This is a genomic window from Shimazuella alba (assembly GCF_009831235.1).
GTDB classification, from domain to species: Bacteria; Bacillota; Bacilli; order Thermoactinomycetales; family Thermoactinomycetaceae; genus Shimazuella; species Shimazuella alba.
This window is the reverse complement of the sequence record NZ_WUUL01000008.1, coordinates 1-17,085: the sequence shown is the minus strand read 5'-3', so window position 1 is coordinate 17,085 and position 17,085 is coordinate 1. Positions and strand designations below refer to the sequence as shown.

Sequence of the window (17,085 nt, the reverse complement as noted above, 5' to 3'; positions counted from 1 at the left end):
TCAAATACCCAATAACGAGGGTAAACCGTTTTCTTCTACTCTGATTTCAAAGAAACGTCTCCTAGGCCATATTCCTTCTCGCCACCTATGCCGGCTTTCACCTAACCCGGCTCTCTGGTGATAGGTTTCAACAAGTACTCATCCTAATCACTGACATTGTGTGTTTCCCGTTATTATATCGAAAAAACAAAATAGAAATCAAGCGTACAAATACGAAAGACCTATTTTAATCGCTCCACTTGCGGATTCCAAGTAAAACTCGTATAAATTCTCTTCCTTCATTGCTTAACGAATATTCTATATATACTGGTTTGGTAGAGTACACTTGGCGTTTAATAACTCGATGGCGTTCAAGATGGTGCAATGTTTCTCTCAAAGCGGTGACACTTACTCCAATAAACTTTTGCTTCAATTGGTTAAAATGTATTGGTCCATAGCATAGTTGGGAGATAATAGGAAATGACCACTTCTTCGAGATTAGTTGAATAGCTTTCTGAATAGCAGCGATACCTTGTTGATTTACTTTAGCCATGGTAACCTGACCCTCTCTGGCTGCAACTTCTCTACCATAGGAAATGAAAAAGCACTTCAACATTTGTATAGGAGCAAGGCTATCAATCATTCTCCTTTCTTCCGACAACAATAAATCATTTTCATTCCTTTAGGATCTATTCCAAATTGTGCAATATTATGTATTTATTTTAATCGTTTCTCTTCCAAAAACCAATTAGCAAATAATAATATGCCTTCATGAAAATTTACTTTGGGACGAAAACCAATGGACTGTTCCAATTTACTAATATCTGCCACAGCATGTTTCAATTCTCCTTCTTGTTGCCCAAGGACAGTAACCTCATGTGGTAACCCAAGTGCATTAGCTAAAACATCCAGCATTTGTGTGATACCGACAGATATCCCTGATCCGACATTGTATACTTGGTAGCCAGCAGTAAACTCAATCGATAAACGTATGGCATCTACTACATCACTGATATAGGTATAATCTCTGGTACTCTCAGGATCATAAATCGTTACTGGTTTATCCTCTAACATTTGTTCAGCAAACTTATGCATGGCCATATCCGGGGGCTGGCCTGGTCCAAATGTAGTAAATAGCCGCAAAACCGTTATATCAAATCCATAGAGCTGATAAAATAATTGGCAATAATTCTCCGCTGCCCATTTAGAAGTTGCATATGGTGAAATGGGCATCGAAACAATTTCGTCTTCATGAAAAGCATAAGGCTTATCCACTGCACCGTATACAGAAGCAGATGAAACAAAAATAAATCTTTTGACCTTATTCTCAGCTGACAACTGTAACATCTGGACTGTTCCAGTTACATTTACGTCACTGTACAATGTTGGATCTTGAATAGATGACCGAGCACATGGAATCGCAGCGAGATGAATTACCGTGTCCCATTTTTCTTCTTGGAAAATCTCTTCCATTGCCTCTTCATCGCGGATATCCTCCTCATATAATTGGACATTATGCATTTTTGCCCATTTTTGTAAACGCTTCATTTTTATTTCACGAGGATAAAATGGATCAAAATTATCTACTACTCCTATTTTTTTATATTGCGTAAATAGGGATAAATGTTGGACAAGATTACTTCCAATAAAACCCGCACCACCAGTAATTAAAACATTCATCTTTTCACACACTCCGTCACAATGGGAATTCCCATTTCTCTTGGTCGAGATTTTTTTAACTTTTTTAAGCACACCTTACTTTATATTCTTTTTCTAATAACAATCATCTTTTGGATTACGTTACTATATATTTGATCAATAGAAAACTTTATATGAAAAACAACTACTACTAATCATTTGACATAAACCATTTTAGTAAGACAGTGGAATCATCTTATCATATTGTCAAAAAAACATCCTATCCCAATGTAAATCAACTTTAAAATAAAAAAATCCCATTCTATACCAGAATAGGATTGAATAGTGATTGTCTAACTGTGTGGAAATAATTTCTGTGACACTAACATATGAAAAATAAATAGATGTCACCAACATCAAATTTACATAAATTTCGTCTTTGACTGCACATTCACCGAACGCCAATTTAAGTTTGCTTCTTTTGTAATTTGCTGACCTATTGAGGAGCTTATAAATTCACTATATCCATAATGCTCTTTGTAATCAACAGCACTATATGGATCATAGTTTTTTAATTTATAACTTCCCGAGCTGTCTGTTTTTACGTTAAAAACCACCAGATTGGATTGCTGATAAGATTGGGATCCATAAGTATTGGTTGGTTCTTTTTCTTTCATACTAGACATACTGTTTGGAGGAATCAAAATATAGATAAGTACTTGCGAGTCCTCTTCAAGGACTTGATTTGCAATGTCAGAACCGACATAGTAGGTACCCGGTTTCGAGATAAATTCTGGAGTTCTTCCGGTAATATTATCATTATTATCATAAAAATTATTCACTAATGCACATTTATCTTCATCTTCCTTACAGCCACCTAGTTGATTCAACTTTATTTTATCTATATTTGTAGAAAAAGTTGCTTCTAATAAGTATTCCATCGCTATTTTTTCATACTTGCTCATGTTACGCTGCTTCGTATATGTATTCTCACTGACGACGGATTCCTGTATATCGCCTGAATTTTGTTTTTCAGCAGAAGGGGTGTCATTCGAAGGTGTTACAGATATACCAATAGTAATCCCGATTATTAAGATAACAGCAGCTATTGAAACAATGATAACGTTCTTTTGGGTCATTCTCTTCATTCCTTATAATCATTTTGAATGGTTCCATCGACTTAGAATCAATCATTAATATTTTACTATATTCCGTCTTTTTGAAACAGCGGGAATACTCACTGCTAAGTCCCTATGTATTATATCTAACAAAAAACCCTTATCCATGATGTACTGAACCCATAAAATAAGACGAAGGAAAACACCTACCTGAATTGTAACTAATGATACGGAGGTGTTTGTTTGTAGGAAAAAAAAGTGAAATATCTAGTAGAGATAAAGTGGAAAGCAGTGAAAATGAAAGAAAACGGCTATACCAAATCGAGAAATCATAGAAGAATTAAGAATAAAAGTTAAATCAAAACATGGATGAGATAGTATCGAGAAGGTCAGACTTATCGTTTTAAACAGCCTATTGGAAAGCAATATGCTTATGAGAAAGGTACGGACCATTTGTCGGAATACAACAAGGGCATGCACAAATTCGGTCTCTGGAGACGAAAATAGCAGTACTGGAAAAGTACATGGAAGTCGAAAGGAGCTGGAGCCAAAAGCTGTCGTAAAAACCATAGAAGCACTACGTCCACACTTTGGTGTAAGAGAGTAGTGTTCCTTGTTAGTGTTCCCAAATCTAACTACGATTGCATGGTGAAAGATTACATTCACTATTATAACCGTGTACGAATTCGGGAAAAATTAAACTACCTGTCTCCCATTGATTATAGGAAACAGGTAGGATAGGTGTTTTTTCTCTGTTCCAGAAATGAATTCAGATCATTAGATAAGAACATACGTTTTTGGAAATATTATCAGACTTTCAGGAGGATAAATCCCCCTTCGTCTAACGCTCCCTATCATTCCACGATTAAAACCATGGGTTTTCTCGCTCACAAATCTATAAAGGTTTATTTACCCCATACTATTCTTCACCTCGACTATACAAGTCTGAGGCTATATTACTTCACTTTTTCGTATCTTGTGGCAAAGGGAGTCTCTTTAATTTTAATCTGCTTGCTCCTGCCTAATGCTTGTAACTCTTCCTTCAACCTCACAACATCCCAATTTTTGTTCAACTCCCGATTGATATCTGCCAAAACCATGACCAAATCTGTATCAAAGAATGGCATTTTTGCTTTGAGCAGATTCACTAATTCCTCTGTCTTGCTCGCTTGTAACTCCCGAAGTTCATCAAACGGATTTAATAAATGAGGGCTTTGGGTATAAGCAGAGCGTATCCGTATAAATAATGTCCGCCCATAGGCTGCGGAAGAAACAAAAGTATCTCCAGATCGAAGGTAGGGGAGCCTTTTTCCTTCTTCTTGTGTAAGGTCAGTCTCCTCTTTCAGAGTAGCAATATCCGTTCCACGGACTGTTCGGAAAACAAATTTGGTATTGAGCTGAGCGGTAGTCGTCTCATCAAGCAAGGTCGGCCTCTGCGTAGCAAGTACAAGAAAAACACCATATTTTCGTCCCTCTTGCGCGATCTCTTTGATAATCGCTTTTGCAGGTGAATCAATTGCCTTTGGTGCAAAATTGTGTGCTTCATCTGTCACAATGACAAACGGTGGAAAAAAATGTCCCTCTTCACCATTCATTCGAGCATCTTTGTATTCTCGACGTTTGCGATAAAGGCTACCAATCACATAATTGGCAAACACTTGTAATATCCAGGATGGACCTTGTACAACAACGAGTTTTCCTTGTTCAAGACCTCTTTGCACGGAATGAATATCTTGCTGAAAAAGTCCTGCTCTCTCTAGTCGCATCAACCGCCAGCGAACACCTTTAATAGATGCAAGTGGCAGATCTCCATATTTTTTCTTTAATTCTTGCAGATCAATCGCTCTTTGTCCCTCAGCATACGAGATACTGTCTCTTTTACTTGGGCGATCAAATGCATTTCCTTCTTCGAGTGCCTCTACTAAATTTGCAATACGATCACTAAAAGAAGTAAACGAATCTTTCTGCTTATGTAACATCTGGACAACGTTTGTCATCGCCTCTGAAAACTGATCTCCTACTGTACGCAGCAGATTGATCAGGTCATTGGTAGTTAGCTCTTCAAACGAAATCCCTATTTCTTTCCCAACTGCAAGGCGAATAAATTGTGATTGTAATGGTTTTGCCTTTTCATCTAAACCCGGAAAAGCATCGCAGAAATCCATTTCAAAGTGCGGATCAAATACAAGAGTAGGAATGGACAGTTTCATCAGCTCTTCTAACATCACCCGTAAACCAAATGATTTCCCTGAGCCCGAACCTCCGAAAATCCCCATATGAGGGTACTGTTGCATCGTTCGTATATCAAATAAGAAAGGTACTCCATGCTGGGCGCGCAGTTCTCCTTGTTCCATCATCACTACTTGGTCATGCAAATCTTCCGTCATTGATGAGATTAGCGAATCCGTTCCTCTTATTTCGCCTAATACCATGCCTTCTTGTGGAGTTGTCTTGATTAACAGATGGCGCACTTCATCAAAATGTGGCAGTCGAACCATGGAACCCGTGCGAATCGGATGAATCGCCTCCTCCAGTAGTCGAACTTTTGCTAGGTTAATTTCTTCGGACTCCACATCATAACCGATCTGTTGCAATGTCTGTAGTACTTGTGCATCAACAATCGATTTATCCAAGCCCATCGGAATCAAACGGTTATACGATAATGTCTCAACTACCTCGCCGATCGGGTCACCTAAATCTTCATCTACCATAACTAAAAATTCATTGATACAAAATTTACGTTCACGAGAAACAATATAAACTTCTTGTTGTGTTGTTACTCCAACTACTTGCATAAGCTCACTTCCTATTAAATAATTCTCTCATCTCGTTTGGTAACCAATAATTTTCTTCGCAAATCCTCATCAATATATTCTTCTACCATTGTCTGAACAAGAGCATTGGTCACTCGCACTTGATTGTCCACGATATCTAACCAATACGGGATTCCTCGACCTTGCTTGGGAGTCAACGTATAAACCAAACGAATCAAATCCATTTGCTCATCCAATTGTCCCATTAACCCATCTAATCCAACAGGAACAGGACTATCCGATGGACGAAAAACCGCCCTCCACATCTTCCCTCCAAAATATCGTTCATCTAGCAAGAAAGCTTCTCCTACTTCTAGTACACCATAAAGCAAATCTCGATCCGTCCAACCTTTATAATCTGGAAATATTTCATGGATTAGCGTGCTTGTCCCCATTTCCTCCGCAATTCCAATTACACTCACGTTTTCTTCTAAAGCAACTCGTTGCACTGTCTCCCATTTGCCCATATCATCTATATGGTAGTGCAACAAGGAGCCATCCATCAACATCGCTTTTGGCTGCCATTCTCTCATTGCCTGTATCGCTACTTCCATCTCTAAATTCGACAGAAGGGTACCCCTTTTCCGAGCATGGCGTGCAGGTTCTTGTTCTTTTTCTATTTCCTCTTCTAAAAGTGGAGTATAAACATCAGCTGCCCATTTCTCTCCTCCTCTTGTCGCTTTGGCCAATGCTTGAAAAACGGACAATACACGTTTTTCTGTACCTTTGGTAGAATTTACAGAACCATCCACCCCAACGATACTTTTTTCCCCTAGTAAGGAAGATAACTCATTCTTTTGGAATTTTACAAATTGGTGAAAACGACCTGCTTTTTGCAGTTTTTGTCGAATCTCGGTAGGTTGATAGTTTATGGTAGGAAACTGCTTTCTTAGTGAGTCATTGACTTGTTTTAATTTGTTTTTAAGTTCCATAGATACCGGTAACATGTAGCTCTCTCCTTTTCTTAACAAGTTTCCAACATTCTTCAAGAAATTTTCTATATTTACCCTATTGTAATATTGACTGGTATGGGAATCGCTGGTATGATGAGGGAGAATTAACAATGTCGAAATTTGACAGCAATTATAAAGAGAAAAAACATAACATCAAAGATCAGAATTGAGAGGAGAAATCAACTATGTTGAAATCTACAGGTATTGTCCGTAAAGTGGACGAATTGGGTCGAGTGGTGATTCCTATCGAATTACGTCGAACCTTAGGTATTGGCGAAAAAGATGCTTTGGAAATCTATGTAGATGGAGAACGCATCGTACTGAAAAAATATGAACCAGCTTGTATTTTCACTGGCGAAGTAGACGAAACCGTTCGTTATAAAAATAAAGTAGTAAGCCGTAAATGTATTGAAGAAATGTACGAACTTATTAATGGGAACAAAGTGACTGCTGAATAATTTCTCCTACCAAACATAACATATTGGAACACAGAAACACATACGAAAAAACCGAGCTGATCAAAAGCTCGGTTTTTTTCTATATAAAGAGTGATATTTTCAGGGCCTCGAATTGGATGTTCATCACCAATCCGAGGGTCCCGCGTTCTGGTTCAATGGAGGATTTGGGTGTATACCCACAGGAGACGATCCTTGTGCTCCTGCGTGACGAGGCTCGGACGGAGATGTACACATGCATACAGTCCTCCGTACTCGATGAGCTTCGCTCGAAGGACATCATCAACAGTATAGATGGAGAAATTACTCTCCCATTCGGCCAGCTCGCACTCCATCTCAGATACCTCTTCTTCGCTGAGACTTCCAGCGAAAATACTCTCGATCCTCATGAGCAGGTAGATCTGGATGAACTTGTCGTGCTCCTCGATGGAAGCAAGTGCGATGGCAGCGAAGAGTCGATCTGAGAGATCGTGCATCACCGAATTCGCCATGATTCTCCTCCTTGGAGAACGCGGGTTGGTCTTCTAGTGCAATTGTAACAAATCCAATAAAAATTGTAATCCCCTAAATTACCCATTTAACTAATGCTCATGGTAGACTTGATATACCTCACGTTTTGGAACTCCTCGATCATTTGCTACTTGCCGAATAGCAGTTTTTTTATCCAAGCCATCTTCGATGTAATGATCCACATGCTGTACTATACTCATCGCTTCCCACCAGTTATCCATCTGATTAAATCCTTCATCTGCTGCCCCTTCAATGACAATACAATATTCACCCAATGTATCTGTCTGTTCCACATAAACGACAACTTCTTCTATCGTCCCTCTTAACCATTCTTCATGTTTTTTGGTCAATTCCCTCGCAACTGCAATCTTCCGATTTCCTAAAATCGCAAGACTATCTTGTAACATTTGCTTTACACGATGCGGGGCTTCATAAAAAACAAGTGTCGTTGGGAAACTAGCCCACTTCTCCAGCTCTTTTTTCCGCTCTTTCTTTTGACGAGGTAAAAATCCGATGAATGTAAAAGGCTGTGCAGCAATGCCAGAAGCTACTAACGCATTTAATGCTGCATTAGGACCAGACACTGGTATAACCGTTATTCCAGCCTGTAGGGCAGCCTCAACCAATACTTCTCCAGGGTCCGAGATAGCAGGCATACCCGCATCACTTACTACTGCTACTGACTTACCTGTCAATATCTTCTCCACAATCTCTACTTTCTTTGTTTCTTGATTATGCTCATGAAAACTAGTAAGAGCAGTAGAAAAAGAGAAATAGGAGAGTAATTTGCGAGTATGCCTGGTATCCTCTGCTGCAATCAAATCTACTTCTTTTAAGGTATCAATAGCTCTTGGACTCATTTCATTAAGATTGCCAATAGGAGTACCAACCACATACAGTTTTCCGATCGCTTGAAGATCATTTGCAAAACTTTTTTGTCTATTCATTTTGTGATTCTCCCACATAGGTTTGAATTAATTGTTGTTTTTTCGTTCTAGACCAAGATTTCACTTCCAGTTCTCTTCTCAGGGCATGAGATTTATCAAGGGCTGGTTCTTGGTAGACCAATTTTATTGGTAAACGTGAACGGGTATACTTGGAAGCCTTGCCCAATTGATGCTGCTTTAATCGAGCTTCTAGTTTGTTGGTGATGCCTGTGTAATAGGTTCGATCCGAACATTCTAATATGTAGACAATATACATGCATAAATCCTTTCAAAAAAAGACGCCGGAAAACCGGCGCTTTAGTCTTCTTTGGTCTTATCGAGAAAAGCAACACAAAACAAACAATTGCCATCCGTACGCATTCGACCGTAGTGTACATTGCATATATGAAAACCTTCATCATACAGATTCATCAAATGATGATTTCCGATACTTTGGTGCAGAGTTGTTTGGCCTACTTCACCTGAGTAGGTGGAAGCATTTTCTCCAGAAACTTCTTGTTGTAATTTACGTAGTTGATCGTTTTCAAGGGTCAGACGTGTATTTTCTTCCATTAAATGAACGATCTCCGATTTCAGACCGCCCAATTCTTTATACAGCTCACCAATCTGTTCCTCTACTTGGGCAACACGCTTAAATACTGCTTGTTTATCCAAATCTCCACCCCACTCTCCTTTGAGAGGATGAGGAATGCTCATCAACCTCTTCTTACAAACTAATCTCTTAGGGGCAAGCTTAAGCTTCTACGGTTACTTCATCCAGTGAGTGTTCCACCATGGTTCCAGTACTCTCCAACTGTACTTTTACTTTTCTTTCAATCAAGTCCAGCAGCATTACTTGTCCAAGACCAGCCGGAGTATATACTGCATCACCGATATCCGGTAATGTATCTTTTGTTTCCTCATAGTTATCATTCTCGTATTTTAAACAACACATCAATCGTCCACATAACCCAGAAATTTTAGTTGGGTTGAGAGAAAGATTTTGATCTTTAGCCATTTTTATCGAAACCGGCTCAAAATCGCCTAAAAAGGAAGAACAACAAAGAACACGTCCACAAGGACCAATTCCGCCTAGCATTTTTGCCTCATCTCGAACTCCAATCTGTCTCAGCTCGATCCGTGTCCGGAAAACAGCTGCCAGATCACGAACTAACTCTCGAAAATCAACGCGGCCATCTGCGGTAAAATAAAAAATTAATTTATTACGATCAAAGGTATATTCTGCATCTACTAACTTCATTTCTAGCTGATGTTCTCTTACCTTCTCCGAGCACACCCGCAAAGCTTCCTCAGCAGCTAGCTGGTTAGCATGCTGCTTATCGGTATCTTCTGTTGTAGCTAAGCGTAAAACTCGTTTTAAAGGGAGTACAACTTCATCTTCTTCTACGTAACGCACTCCCCAAACAACTTTTCCAAACTCTATTCCTCTGACAGTCTCCACAATAACGGATGAATCACGTTCCATGATGAGATTATCAGGGTTAAAGAAGTATATCTTACCCGCTTCCTTGAAGCGGACACCTATTACTTTTAGCATGACTGATCAACCCTCCAACTCCAGGCTACTTGCACCCATTGAGTTGTTCATCTACAAACATTTATGCATCTATTTTATCATCGGTAGATTCCCTACGGCAAATGAAAAGAAATCCAATACTTGGATTAAATGTACGACTTAATATCTTGCAAGATCTCTTTAAAAATAGACTTTTTGCTCCTAGTAGCATCGATCAGCTTGATTCGTTCCTTATTATCTTCTGCTAATGCTAAATATCCATTGCGTACTCTTGAGTGAAAATCCTCGGATTTTTGTTCCATACGATCTTTTCCTTTGCTTCGTGCTGCAAGTCTTTCTTGCGAGATCGAGATAGGGAGATCGAGTAAATATGTGCGATTTGGAAGATGATTCCCTATCGCTTGTCGATTGATTTGGAGAACATCCTGTAATGGGACACCTGCACCATAAGCTTGATAAGCAATAGTGGAATCAATAAAACGATCGCATAAAATGATCTTACCTTCTTCTAATGCAGGTAAAATAACCTGTTCCATTAATTGTGCGCGAGAAGCTGCATATAAAAATAACTCTGCAAACATAGAAAACGGCTCTTGAATGGACGGATCTAACAAAATCTTACGAATCTCCATGCCAATCTTTGTGCCACCTGGTTCTCGTACTTGAATAACTGGGTAGTCCACAGATAAATAATCATAAAGCTTTGCTATCTGTGTCGATTTTCCAACCCCTTCGATTCCTTCAAATGTTAGGAAAATGCCTTTCATTTTTGTAACCTCATTCATATCTAATTATATACGGATAACCAATATTGATCGTCTTGCTGTTCGATACCTCGGACTTTCCCTCCTGTTTGATGTAGAAACAAAAGATATTCCAACGTTTCTTGATAAATGGTTTCACCCATCAACACAATAGGAATCCCTGGAGGATAGGGGACTAGGTGAACGGCACTTCTCTTTCCAACTGCTTGTTTTGCAGGTACCCTACAGCGTTCTCTTGTTCTACATTCGGCATAAGGAATTATCTCTCCTTCCTGAGGAGTGAGGAGTGTTGTATTCTTTTTCTCAGTAAGTATTGGTTTGTATTCATGGATTTGAGAAAGACACTGCAATAAATAATCAAGTTCTGCTTGCTTTGTACCCAATGAAAAGACAAGTAGAACCTTTTGATCATCCGCTAATTCGGCATATACACCTTTGTCTTCCAATTGTGATGCTAATTCAAATCCTGAAAAATATGAACTCGATAAGGAGAGTTTCAATGGGTCCATCTTTGTAACAGTTTTTTTCTCCACTATAAACGGAAGTTTATATAGACTCTTACGAAAAGAATCCAATAACCTTAATACATTTGTAAGTATACTTTCCCCTTCCTTAACCATATATCTTCTTGATAGATCAAGGGAAGCCATCAAAACATAAGATGGACTGCTCGATTGAATCATGCGTAAATAAGTATCTAAAAGTTCTCTGTCAATAAATCTTTCCTTTCCATGTATCATAGACGACATCGTTAAAGATGGAAGCATTTTGTGGGTGGATTGAATGCAAATATCTGCACCAAACTCCATAGCACGTTTCGGTAAAGTAGTATGGAATCCAAAATGAGCACCATGTGCTTCGTCTACGATCAATGGAATTTTATAGGAATGAATAACTTTTGCTAGTTCTTCTATCTTTTGTACGACTCCAAAATAGGTAGGACTTGTAAGTACAACAGCTTTCGCATCTGGATGCTGCTGAAGTAACGCTTTCACTTGTATAGAGGATACAGGTGCTTCTAATCCAGATACTCGATCGATTATATACGGGATTGGAACAACAGTTGCACCTGCCAATAGACAGCCATGGAAGACTGATTGATGACAATGACGTGCCACTAGTATTTTGTCCCCTGGTTTGCATACTGTTAAAATAGAGGCAAGAATTCCTGCTGTAGTTCCTCCAACCAAAAACCTTGTATAGTCCGCCTGAAAAACTTCTGCTGCGAGTTGCTGCGCTTCTTGGATTACACCAGTTGGTGCATGAAGATCATCAAGGTCTCCTACTTCCGTCAAGTCAAATGGAAGGATAGAAGAATATCGAGGCAGCGCTTCTTTATCAAAAACTTGTCCGGCTTTATGACCAGGAACGTGGAAATTCGCTTTTGATTGTATTGTATGTTTTTGTAGTGCTTCCCACAAGGGAGCTCTGGATTGATCTGTCATGATAGTCAGCCCCTATATGTATAAGACAGTAAAGAAAACTTGCCGAATGGCAAGCCTTCTAAGGCGTAATCTTTCGTTGCCAGATGCTGTTCTATTTTTATCCACCATAAAGCGACCCTACCACACCTACCACAGAGCCACTTTAGCCATTCTTCTCTTCTTCAAAGCCTACCAGATCTGTTTCAGTCTGGCTATATAGAAATCATACACCCAATCAGTCACTCTCACACCAACCATATCTTGTTCGCAAATCGTACATATTGGTTGATCCATAATACGGAGTACATCCCTACGCTCTTTTTCACAGATAATACATAACTCTTGCTCTTTGCATTGATCCATGTTACTCGCCCACCTTTATCTAGCATTCCTTCTATTTTTATTATTCCCAATTTGCCGATAAAGATACAAGTTGTTTCTTTTACTTCTATTTAAAATTACTACCTTCTAGAACAAATGCACCATCATTTTTTGCATATTTTTTCTATCGAAAAGGAATGGTAAAGCAAAAGGAGATCTTTATATGGTAGTAAAAACAATGATAACATTCTTATTTGCATATTGTATTCCTGTATTAATCTTGGCACGTGTGTGTGTTTTTTGTGTTGTTCATTTAAAAAAGAGGGTCGAACGAGATTAATTCATTTTTCTCATCGCCCTTCCACCAACTCTCATCATCAAACTGCGACTCATCAATCGAGGGAGTTGGGCGATTGTCGTATTGGACAAACCATCTATTACAACACTCTTTCCTCTAGTTAAAGCTTGAAATGCAGTTTCCACAACTTGAGGAGAGGTTCGCATTTTCATCCCTTTATTTGCATTACTGCCTGCTACTTCAAAAAATTTAGTTTCTGTAGGACCTGGACAGAGGGCCAATACACGAATTCCTTTATCTCGATATTCTTCGGCAAGTGTTTGTGAAAATGCAAGAACAAAAGCTTTTGTAGCACCATATACGCTCATATATGGCATAGGAGCAAATGATATCAAGGATGCCAAATTAATAATCGTTCCATGGCCTCTCTCCACCATTTTAGGGAGAAATACATGTGTCAAATCTAAGACAGAAGCGACATTTACCATCACTTGTTGATGATCTACCTCCATTGAATTAGATAAAAACTCCCCACTTGTACCAAATCCAGCATTATTCACAAGAAAATCAATTTCAAGTCCCATTTCGTCTATTTTTTCTTTCACTCGTTTTGCAGCATACTCTTCACTCAAATCTTGCTTGATGATCTCTACCCGAACTTGTTCCCGTAACTTATGAGCTAATTTATTCAATTTTTCTTCCGAACGAGCAACTAACACAATATCAAATCCGCGCTTGGCTAACTCATGTGCAAACGCCTCTCCAATACCAGATGAGGCACCTGTTACTAAAGCAGTTTTTTTGTTCATTCCTACCTCCGTGTCTCTTGCATTTTACGTACAATCTTTGTCACTAACTTCCTTGGCATAAAGCTGACGATCCTTGAAAGTAACCGATTTTTGAACCCTGGAATAACGATTTCCTTTCCCTGCAAAAATCCTCTAAAACCTATTTTAGTTGCTGTTTGAACATCCATGACCCCTTTTTGAAAAAGTTTCGAAGTGCCAAGATTAGCACGTTTCTCAAAACCAGTGGACGTAGGACCAGGGCAAAAAGCCGTAACGGTAACTCCTGTGCCATTCATTTCATTTGCTAATGCCTCGGTAAAGGAGAGGACATATGCCTTGGTAGCGTAGTAAACCGCCATGAGTGGACCTGGCTGAAAAGATGCAGTAGAGGCAACATTTAATATCCCACCATGTTTCTTTTTCACCATGTTTGGCAGTAATTGCTTTGACAAATGAGTGAGCACAGAAACATTTAAGATAATCATATCCATTTCTTCTTTTCCATCTGTATCCAAAAAGGAACCAAATTGCCCAAAACCAGCGTTATTTACCAAGTAATCAATGGAATAATTTTTTTCTTTCATTTCCTCAATCAATTCGTCTACAGACTGAGGTTGAACCAAGTCTTTTGCAATGTAATCCAACTCTGTTCCATACTGATCCTTAACAGTGAGCTGCAACTCCTTTAGTTTAATTTCGTTTCTGGCAACTGCTACTACATGGTAATCAGCTTCTGCAAACAACAGTGCAAACTCCCAACCAATCCCACTGGATGCACCTGTAATAAGAACTGTACCTTTCATCCAAAAACTCCTCCATCATCAGGTGTATTTTAAAAAACATACAATTATGTAAAAAGAACAGATTCCACGAACAGGTACTTAAATATTGCAAAACACTTATCTATTTATTGTTTCATATTTTATTCTTTGTAACACAATAGACTTCAACACATATTTGAAGAATTAATATATTCGACAATGAAATACCATCTGATGAAGGTATTCCTTTTATCTAAGATTAGTGCTAATAAATAGGGGTACTGCCATGGCAGTACTCCAAGTAAAATTTATTGCTCATTCTAAAAAACCCAGCATTGCCCGGGGGGTAACTAACTTAATATTTTTTATTTAACATAAAGCTCCTAAACCAAGATACTTCTCGAATTTCTCCAGTATTTCTTTCACCTTCCCAACACGCTGTTCTACTGTTCCACGCAATGAAATGAAAGGTATTTTTCGCTGCAACAAGTCAGCCTTCACTTTTTTCTGGAATACTTTTCGATGTACATCACCAGATCGATCCCATGTGTCCTCGTATGGAATATCATCTTCACACAAGAAAACAAGATCATACCTATTACTTGCCTGATCTGCTAATGCAGCAAGCTCTGGATGGGTTTCCCCATGGTAATCTTGTGAAAAAAGATAGGTCGTTATGGCATTCGTATCAACAAACAAATACTTATTTGCTTTTGGAATTAATAATTCTTCTCGAACCAAATGTCCTTTTGCTATATCCACCAATTGCACTTTGGTCAGACGTCTATTTTCTTGGTGTTCTTCCCAATACTCACGCCCATACTCAGGCATCCATACAGTTTTAAATTCTGTTGCTAATCGCTCTGCTAAAGTTGATTTCCCAGTAGAAGGCGCTCCTACCATCACAACTTTTGTTATCAAATCTTTGTACACGACAGGATGTAAAAAACTGCGATATGCATAGCTATTACTCCGGACTTTCGTACCAGAAACAGGGACATGTGACCTCTTTTCATCTACTCGGCGATCCACTGCATGAAGTGCTTGACTCATGTGATCACCATAAAATTCACTAGAATAAAAGTGGGTGATTTTCGTACCATTTAATAGCCCTAAAATATAGTTTTCATGCATCTGTTTGATCTCAAGTGTATCTCCTATCTCAGTAGGTCCATCCCATGCCTCCAGCACCTTTACTGAAGGGTAGAGAGTTCTCAACCAGTTTGATCGGACAGGGAGTGGAATATCAGTTGTTTCAGGACAGTCATAAATAAGAACGATTACTTCGTCCATTTCTTCTATTGCTGTTTCAATCATATATTGATGCCCTTTATGTAAAGGGGCAAATTTCCCTAATGTCAGTCCTATTTTTCTTTCTTTTCCATAACGACCTACTTGTTCCATAAGTAATCACAAATCCTTTGCTTTAAGCTCTATGTGGCATGCTTCGCAAGAAGTTCTTTCTCCAAGTCATAAGTCCGGAAATAGCAATCACCAGATATACCAAATATAAAAACGCTATCGAGTATAGATCTTTGTATAAATACATCCCAACAGAAAATACATCAATCACAATCCATACATACCAGTTTTCTAAAATTTTGCTAGATAATAAATACTGAGCAATCACACTGAGTACAGCAATAAACGCATCCAAATACGGGATAGATGCATCCGTGTATTTCGTCAACACATATCCCCAAACCAATGTGGTGACAACAAGTATGATGGGAAGAATAATGTACATCTTTGCAGTAAGTTTCTTTGTTGGTCTGACATTAGCATTTTGTCTTTTCGTCAGCCAAATAATCCATCCTTGTATACTTAGAATAAAAAAGAGAATTTGAAGAGTCATATCTGCATATAACTTTGCATTCCAAAACGTAAAGAAAAAACAACCTACATTGATTAACCCAATTGGCCAACACCAAATATTTTCTTTCGCTGTAAGCCAAACGCACAGTAGACCTGTAAGGGTTCCGACCATTTCCAAAACAGATGTAGAAGTGCTCAAGCAAATAATCATACATAAAAACAATAAAACATCTCCGTACCATTTTTTCATAACCATAAAATCACCCAGTTAAACAAGTATTTATTAATATAATAAATACATTACCATATACAGCAAAAACATGGTCTGAAAATATTAATTCCACCAATCCTACATTTCGTTGCATCTATTATTGGTTGAATTATATTTCATTTTGTTATTGTTCATAGAGAGGATGTCATTCCTTATTATTAGGCCAGAATACAATGAAAGTATAAAAAAGTGATCTTATTATATAAAAGAATCACTTTTATATATTAAAGCTTGTTGCATTTATTCCATTCAAAAGCGAAGTTGCGCGCAGGTCGAGCGTCTTTGGTTGGTTAGAAGCAGCAGACAAAAAACATAGTGCGACTTGTGCCGTAGGTTCGCAAGCATCAAATCCTACATGCTTAAACTTTATTTATGAACAACCTCTATATTTAAAAAAGAATGCTTCTTTTACTTCCCGCAAATTATGAATTGGGATCGTTTTCAAAACAAATTTACCAGGCTAATGTCTACAGCAAAGAACTTGTATTTTCTTTAGGATTACTTGAGTTATTGCCCATTTACTCCACAGTTTTTATTCAAAAAATCTAAAGTCATTACCATCAGGAAGTAATGGTACCTTGATGAATATTGACCTATAATTTGTTAAATGTCGAAGTTGGCTAAAATTACTTGCATACATCAAAAAAACCCTAACACATATTGTGCTAGGGTCAAATTATTCCCTGAAAACCGAAGAGTGAGTAACACGCCTAT

General features: G+C 38.4%; 20 protein-coding genes and 1 other annotated feature (1 of these 21 only partly in view). Of the genes, 3 read left to right on the top strand and 17 right to left on the bottom strand.

The window, feature by feature from the left end; all coding sequences use genetic code 11:
• Window positions 1-160: a binding site (T-box leader), on the bottom strand; it reaches 60 nt to the left of the window's first position.
• A 66-nt stretch (window positions 161-226) separates the two neighbouring features.
• The 3 genes from GSM42_RS12415 to GSM42_RS12405 all read right to left on the bottom strand — a co-directional run bounded on the left by GSM42_RS12415 (window position 227) and on the right by GSM42_RS12405 (window position 2,756).
• Window positions 227-622, bottom strand: a complete 396-nt coding sequence (locus tag GSM42_RS12415) for a winged helix-turn-helix transcriptional regulator (protein ID WP_160801863.1) — start codon at window positions 620-622, stop codon at window positions 227-229.
• Between the two features lie 74 nt (window positions 623-696).
• The gene (locus GSM42_RS12410; protein ID WP_160801862.1) at window positions 697-1,659 is read right to left on the bottom strand and encodes a GDP-mannose 4,6-dehydratase; all 963 of its coding nucleotides are present in this window, start codon (window positions 1,657-1,659) and stop codon (window positions 697-699) included.
• Between the two features lie 380 nt (window positions 1,660-2,039).
• Complete coding sequence (locus GSM42_RS12405; protein WP_160801861.1) at window positions 2,040-2,756, bottom strand: hypothetical protein; 717 nt, start codon at window positions 2,754-2,756, stop codon at window positions 2,040-2,042.
• Between the two features lie 412 nt (window positions 2,757-3,168).
• Here GSM42_RS12405 and GSM42_RS12400 point away from each other — a divergent pair, with 412 nt between their 5' ends.
• Both GSM42_RS12400 and GSM42_RS21400 read left to right on the top strand, forming a co-directional pair.
• Entirely contained in the window at window positions 3,169-3,342 is a 174-nt protein-coding gene (locus tag GSM42_RS12400) for a hypothetical protein (RefSeq protein WP_160801860.1), read from the top strand.
• 38 nt (window positions 3,343-3,380) lie between these two features.
• The gene (locus GSM42_RS21400; protein WP_420820998.1) at window positions 3,381-3,476 is read left to right on the top strand and encodes an IS3 family transposase; all 96 of its coding nucleotides are present in this window, start codon (window positions 3,381-3,383) and stop codon (window positions 3,474-3,476) included.
• 215 nt (window positions 3,477-3,691) lie between these two features.
• Here the strand turns inward: GSM42_RS21400 and GSM42_RS12390 are convergent, their stop codons facing one another.
• A complete protein-coding gene (locus tag GSM42_RS12390) occupies window positions 3,692-5,530 on the bottom strand; it encodes an ATP-binding protein (protein ID WP_160801858.1) in 1,839 nt (612 codons plus the stop codon).
• Window positions 5,531-5,544: 14 nt separating this feature from the next.
• Complete coding sequence (locus tag GSM42_RS12385) at window positions 5,545-6,495, bottom strand: DNA double-strand break repair nuclease NurA (RefSeq protein WP_160801857.1); 951 nt, start codon at window positions 6,493-6,495, stop codon at window positions 5,545-5,547.
• Window positions 6,496-6,686: 191 nt separating this feature from the next.
• Between GSM42_RS12385 and GSM42_RS12380 the strand changes: the two genes are divergently transcribed.
• The gene (locus tag GSM42_RS12380) at window positions 6,687-6,959 is read left to right on the top strand and encodes an AbrB/MazE/SpoVT family DNA-binding domain-containing protein (protein WP_037465050.1); all 273 of its coding nucleotides are present in this window, start codon (window positions 6,687-6,689) and stop codon (window positions 6,957-6,959) included.
• Between the two features lie 152 nt (window positions 6,960-7,111).
• Here the strand turns inward: GSM42_RS12380 and GSM42_RS12375 are convergent, their stop codons facing one another.
• The 12 genes from GSM42_RS12375 to pnuC form a co-directional block, all read right to left on the bottom strand.
• Entirely contained in the window at window positions 7,112-7,447 is a 336-nt protein-coding gene (locus GSM42_RS12375) for a hypothetical protein (RefSeq protein WP_160801856.1), read from the bottom strand.
• Window positions 7,448-7,537: 90 nt separating this feature from the next.
• On the bottom strand, window positions 7,538-8,413 hold the full coding sequence (gene rsmI, locus GSM42_RS12370; RefSeq protein ID WP_160801855.1) for a 16S rRNA (cytidine(1402)-2'-O)-methyltransferase: 876 nt from the start codon (window positions 8,411-8,413) through the stop codon (window positions 7,538-7,540).
• Complete coding sequence (locus tag GSM42_RS12365) at window positions 8,406-8,669, bottom strand: GIY-YIG nuclease family protein (protein WP_160801854.1); 264 nt, start codon at window positions 8,667-8,669, stop codon at window positions 8,406-8,408. The genes rsmI and GSM42_RS12365 overlap by 8 nt, the downstream gene beginning before the upstream one ends.
• 41 nt (window positions 8,670-8,710) lie before the next feature.
• Window positions 8,711-9,109: an initiation-control protein YabA gene (locus GSM42_RS12360; RefSeq protein WP_237446590.1), complete on the bottom strand. Its 399-nt coding sequence runs from the start codon at window positions 9,107-9,109 to the stop codon at window positions 8,711-8,713.
• Between the two features lie 37 nt (window positions 9,110-9,146).
• Window positions 9,147-9,950, bottom strand: coding sequence for a PSP1 domain-containing protein (locus GSM42_RS12355; protein ID WP_160801853.1), 804 nt, complete (start codon window positions 9,948-9,950; stop codon window positions 9,147-9,149).
• A gap of 125 nt (window positions 9,951-10,075) precedes the next feature.
• Complete coding sequence (gene tmk / locus GSM42_RS12350; RefSeq protein ID WP_160801852.1) at window positions 10,076-10,696, bottom strand: dTMP kinase; 621 nt, start codon at window positions 10,694-10,696, stop codon at window positions 10,076-10,078.
• 20 nt (window positions 10,697-10,716) lie between these two features.
• Entirely contained in the window at window positions 10,717-12,138 is a 1,422-nt protein-coding gene (locus GSM42_RS12345) for an aminotransferase class I/II-fold pyridoxal phosphate-dependent enzyme (protein ID WP_160801851.1), read from the bottom strand.
• Between the two features lie 168 nt (window positions 12,139-12,306).
• The gene (locus GSM42_RS12340; RefSeq protein WP_160801850.1) at window positions 12,307-12,480 is read right to left on the bottom strand and encodes a sigma factor G inhibitor Gin; all 174 of its coding nucleotides are present in this window, start codon (window positions 12,478-12,480) and stop codon (window positions 12,307-12,309) included.
• Window positions 12,481-12,774: 294 nt separating this feature from the next.
• Window positions 12,775-13,545 (bottom strand): SDR family NAD(P)-dependent oxidoreductase, encoded by a 771-nt coding sequence (locus GSM42_RS12335; RefSeq protein ID WP_160801849.1) that lies wholly within the window; start codon window positions 13,543-13,545, stop codon window positions 12,775-12,777.
• 2 nt (window positions 13,546-13,547) lie between these two features.
• On the bottom strand, window positions 13,548-14,327 hold the full coding sequence (locus GSM42_RS12330; protein ID WP_160801848.1) for an SDR family NAD(P)-dependent oxidoreductase: 780 nt from the start codon (window positions 14,325-14,327) through the stop codon (window positions 13,548-13,550).
• A gap of 327 nt (window positions 14,328-14,654) precedes the next feature.
• Entirely contained in the window at window positions 14,655-15,689 is a 1,035-nt protein-coding gene (locus GSM42_RS12325) for an AAA family ATPase (protein WP_160801847.1), read from the bottom strand.
• A 22-nt stretch (window positions 15,690-15,711) separates the two neighbouring features.
• A complete protein-coding gene (gene pnuC, locus GSM42_RS12320; RefSeq protein ID WP_160801846.1) occupies window positions 15,712-16,350 on the bottom strand; it encodes a nicotinamide riboside transporter PnuC in 639 nt (212 codons plus the stop codon).
• Window positions 16,351-17,085: the final 735 nt, after the last annotated feature.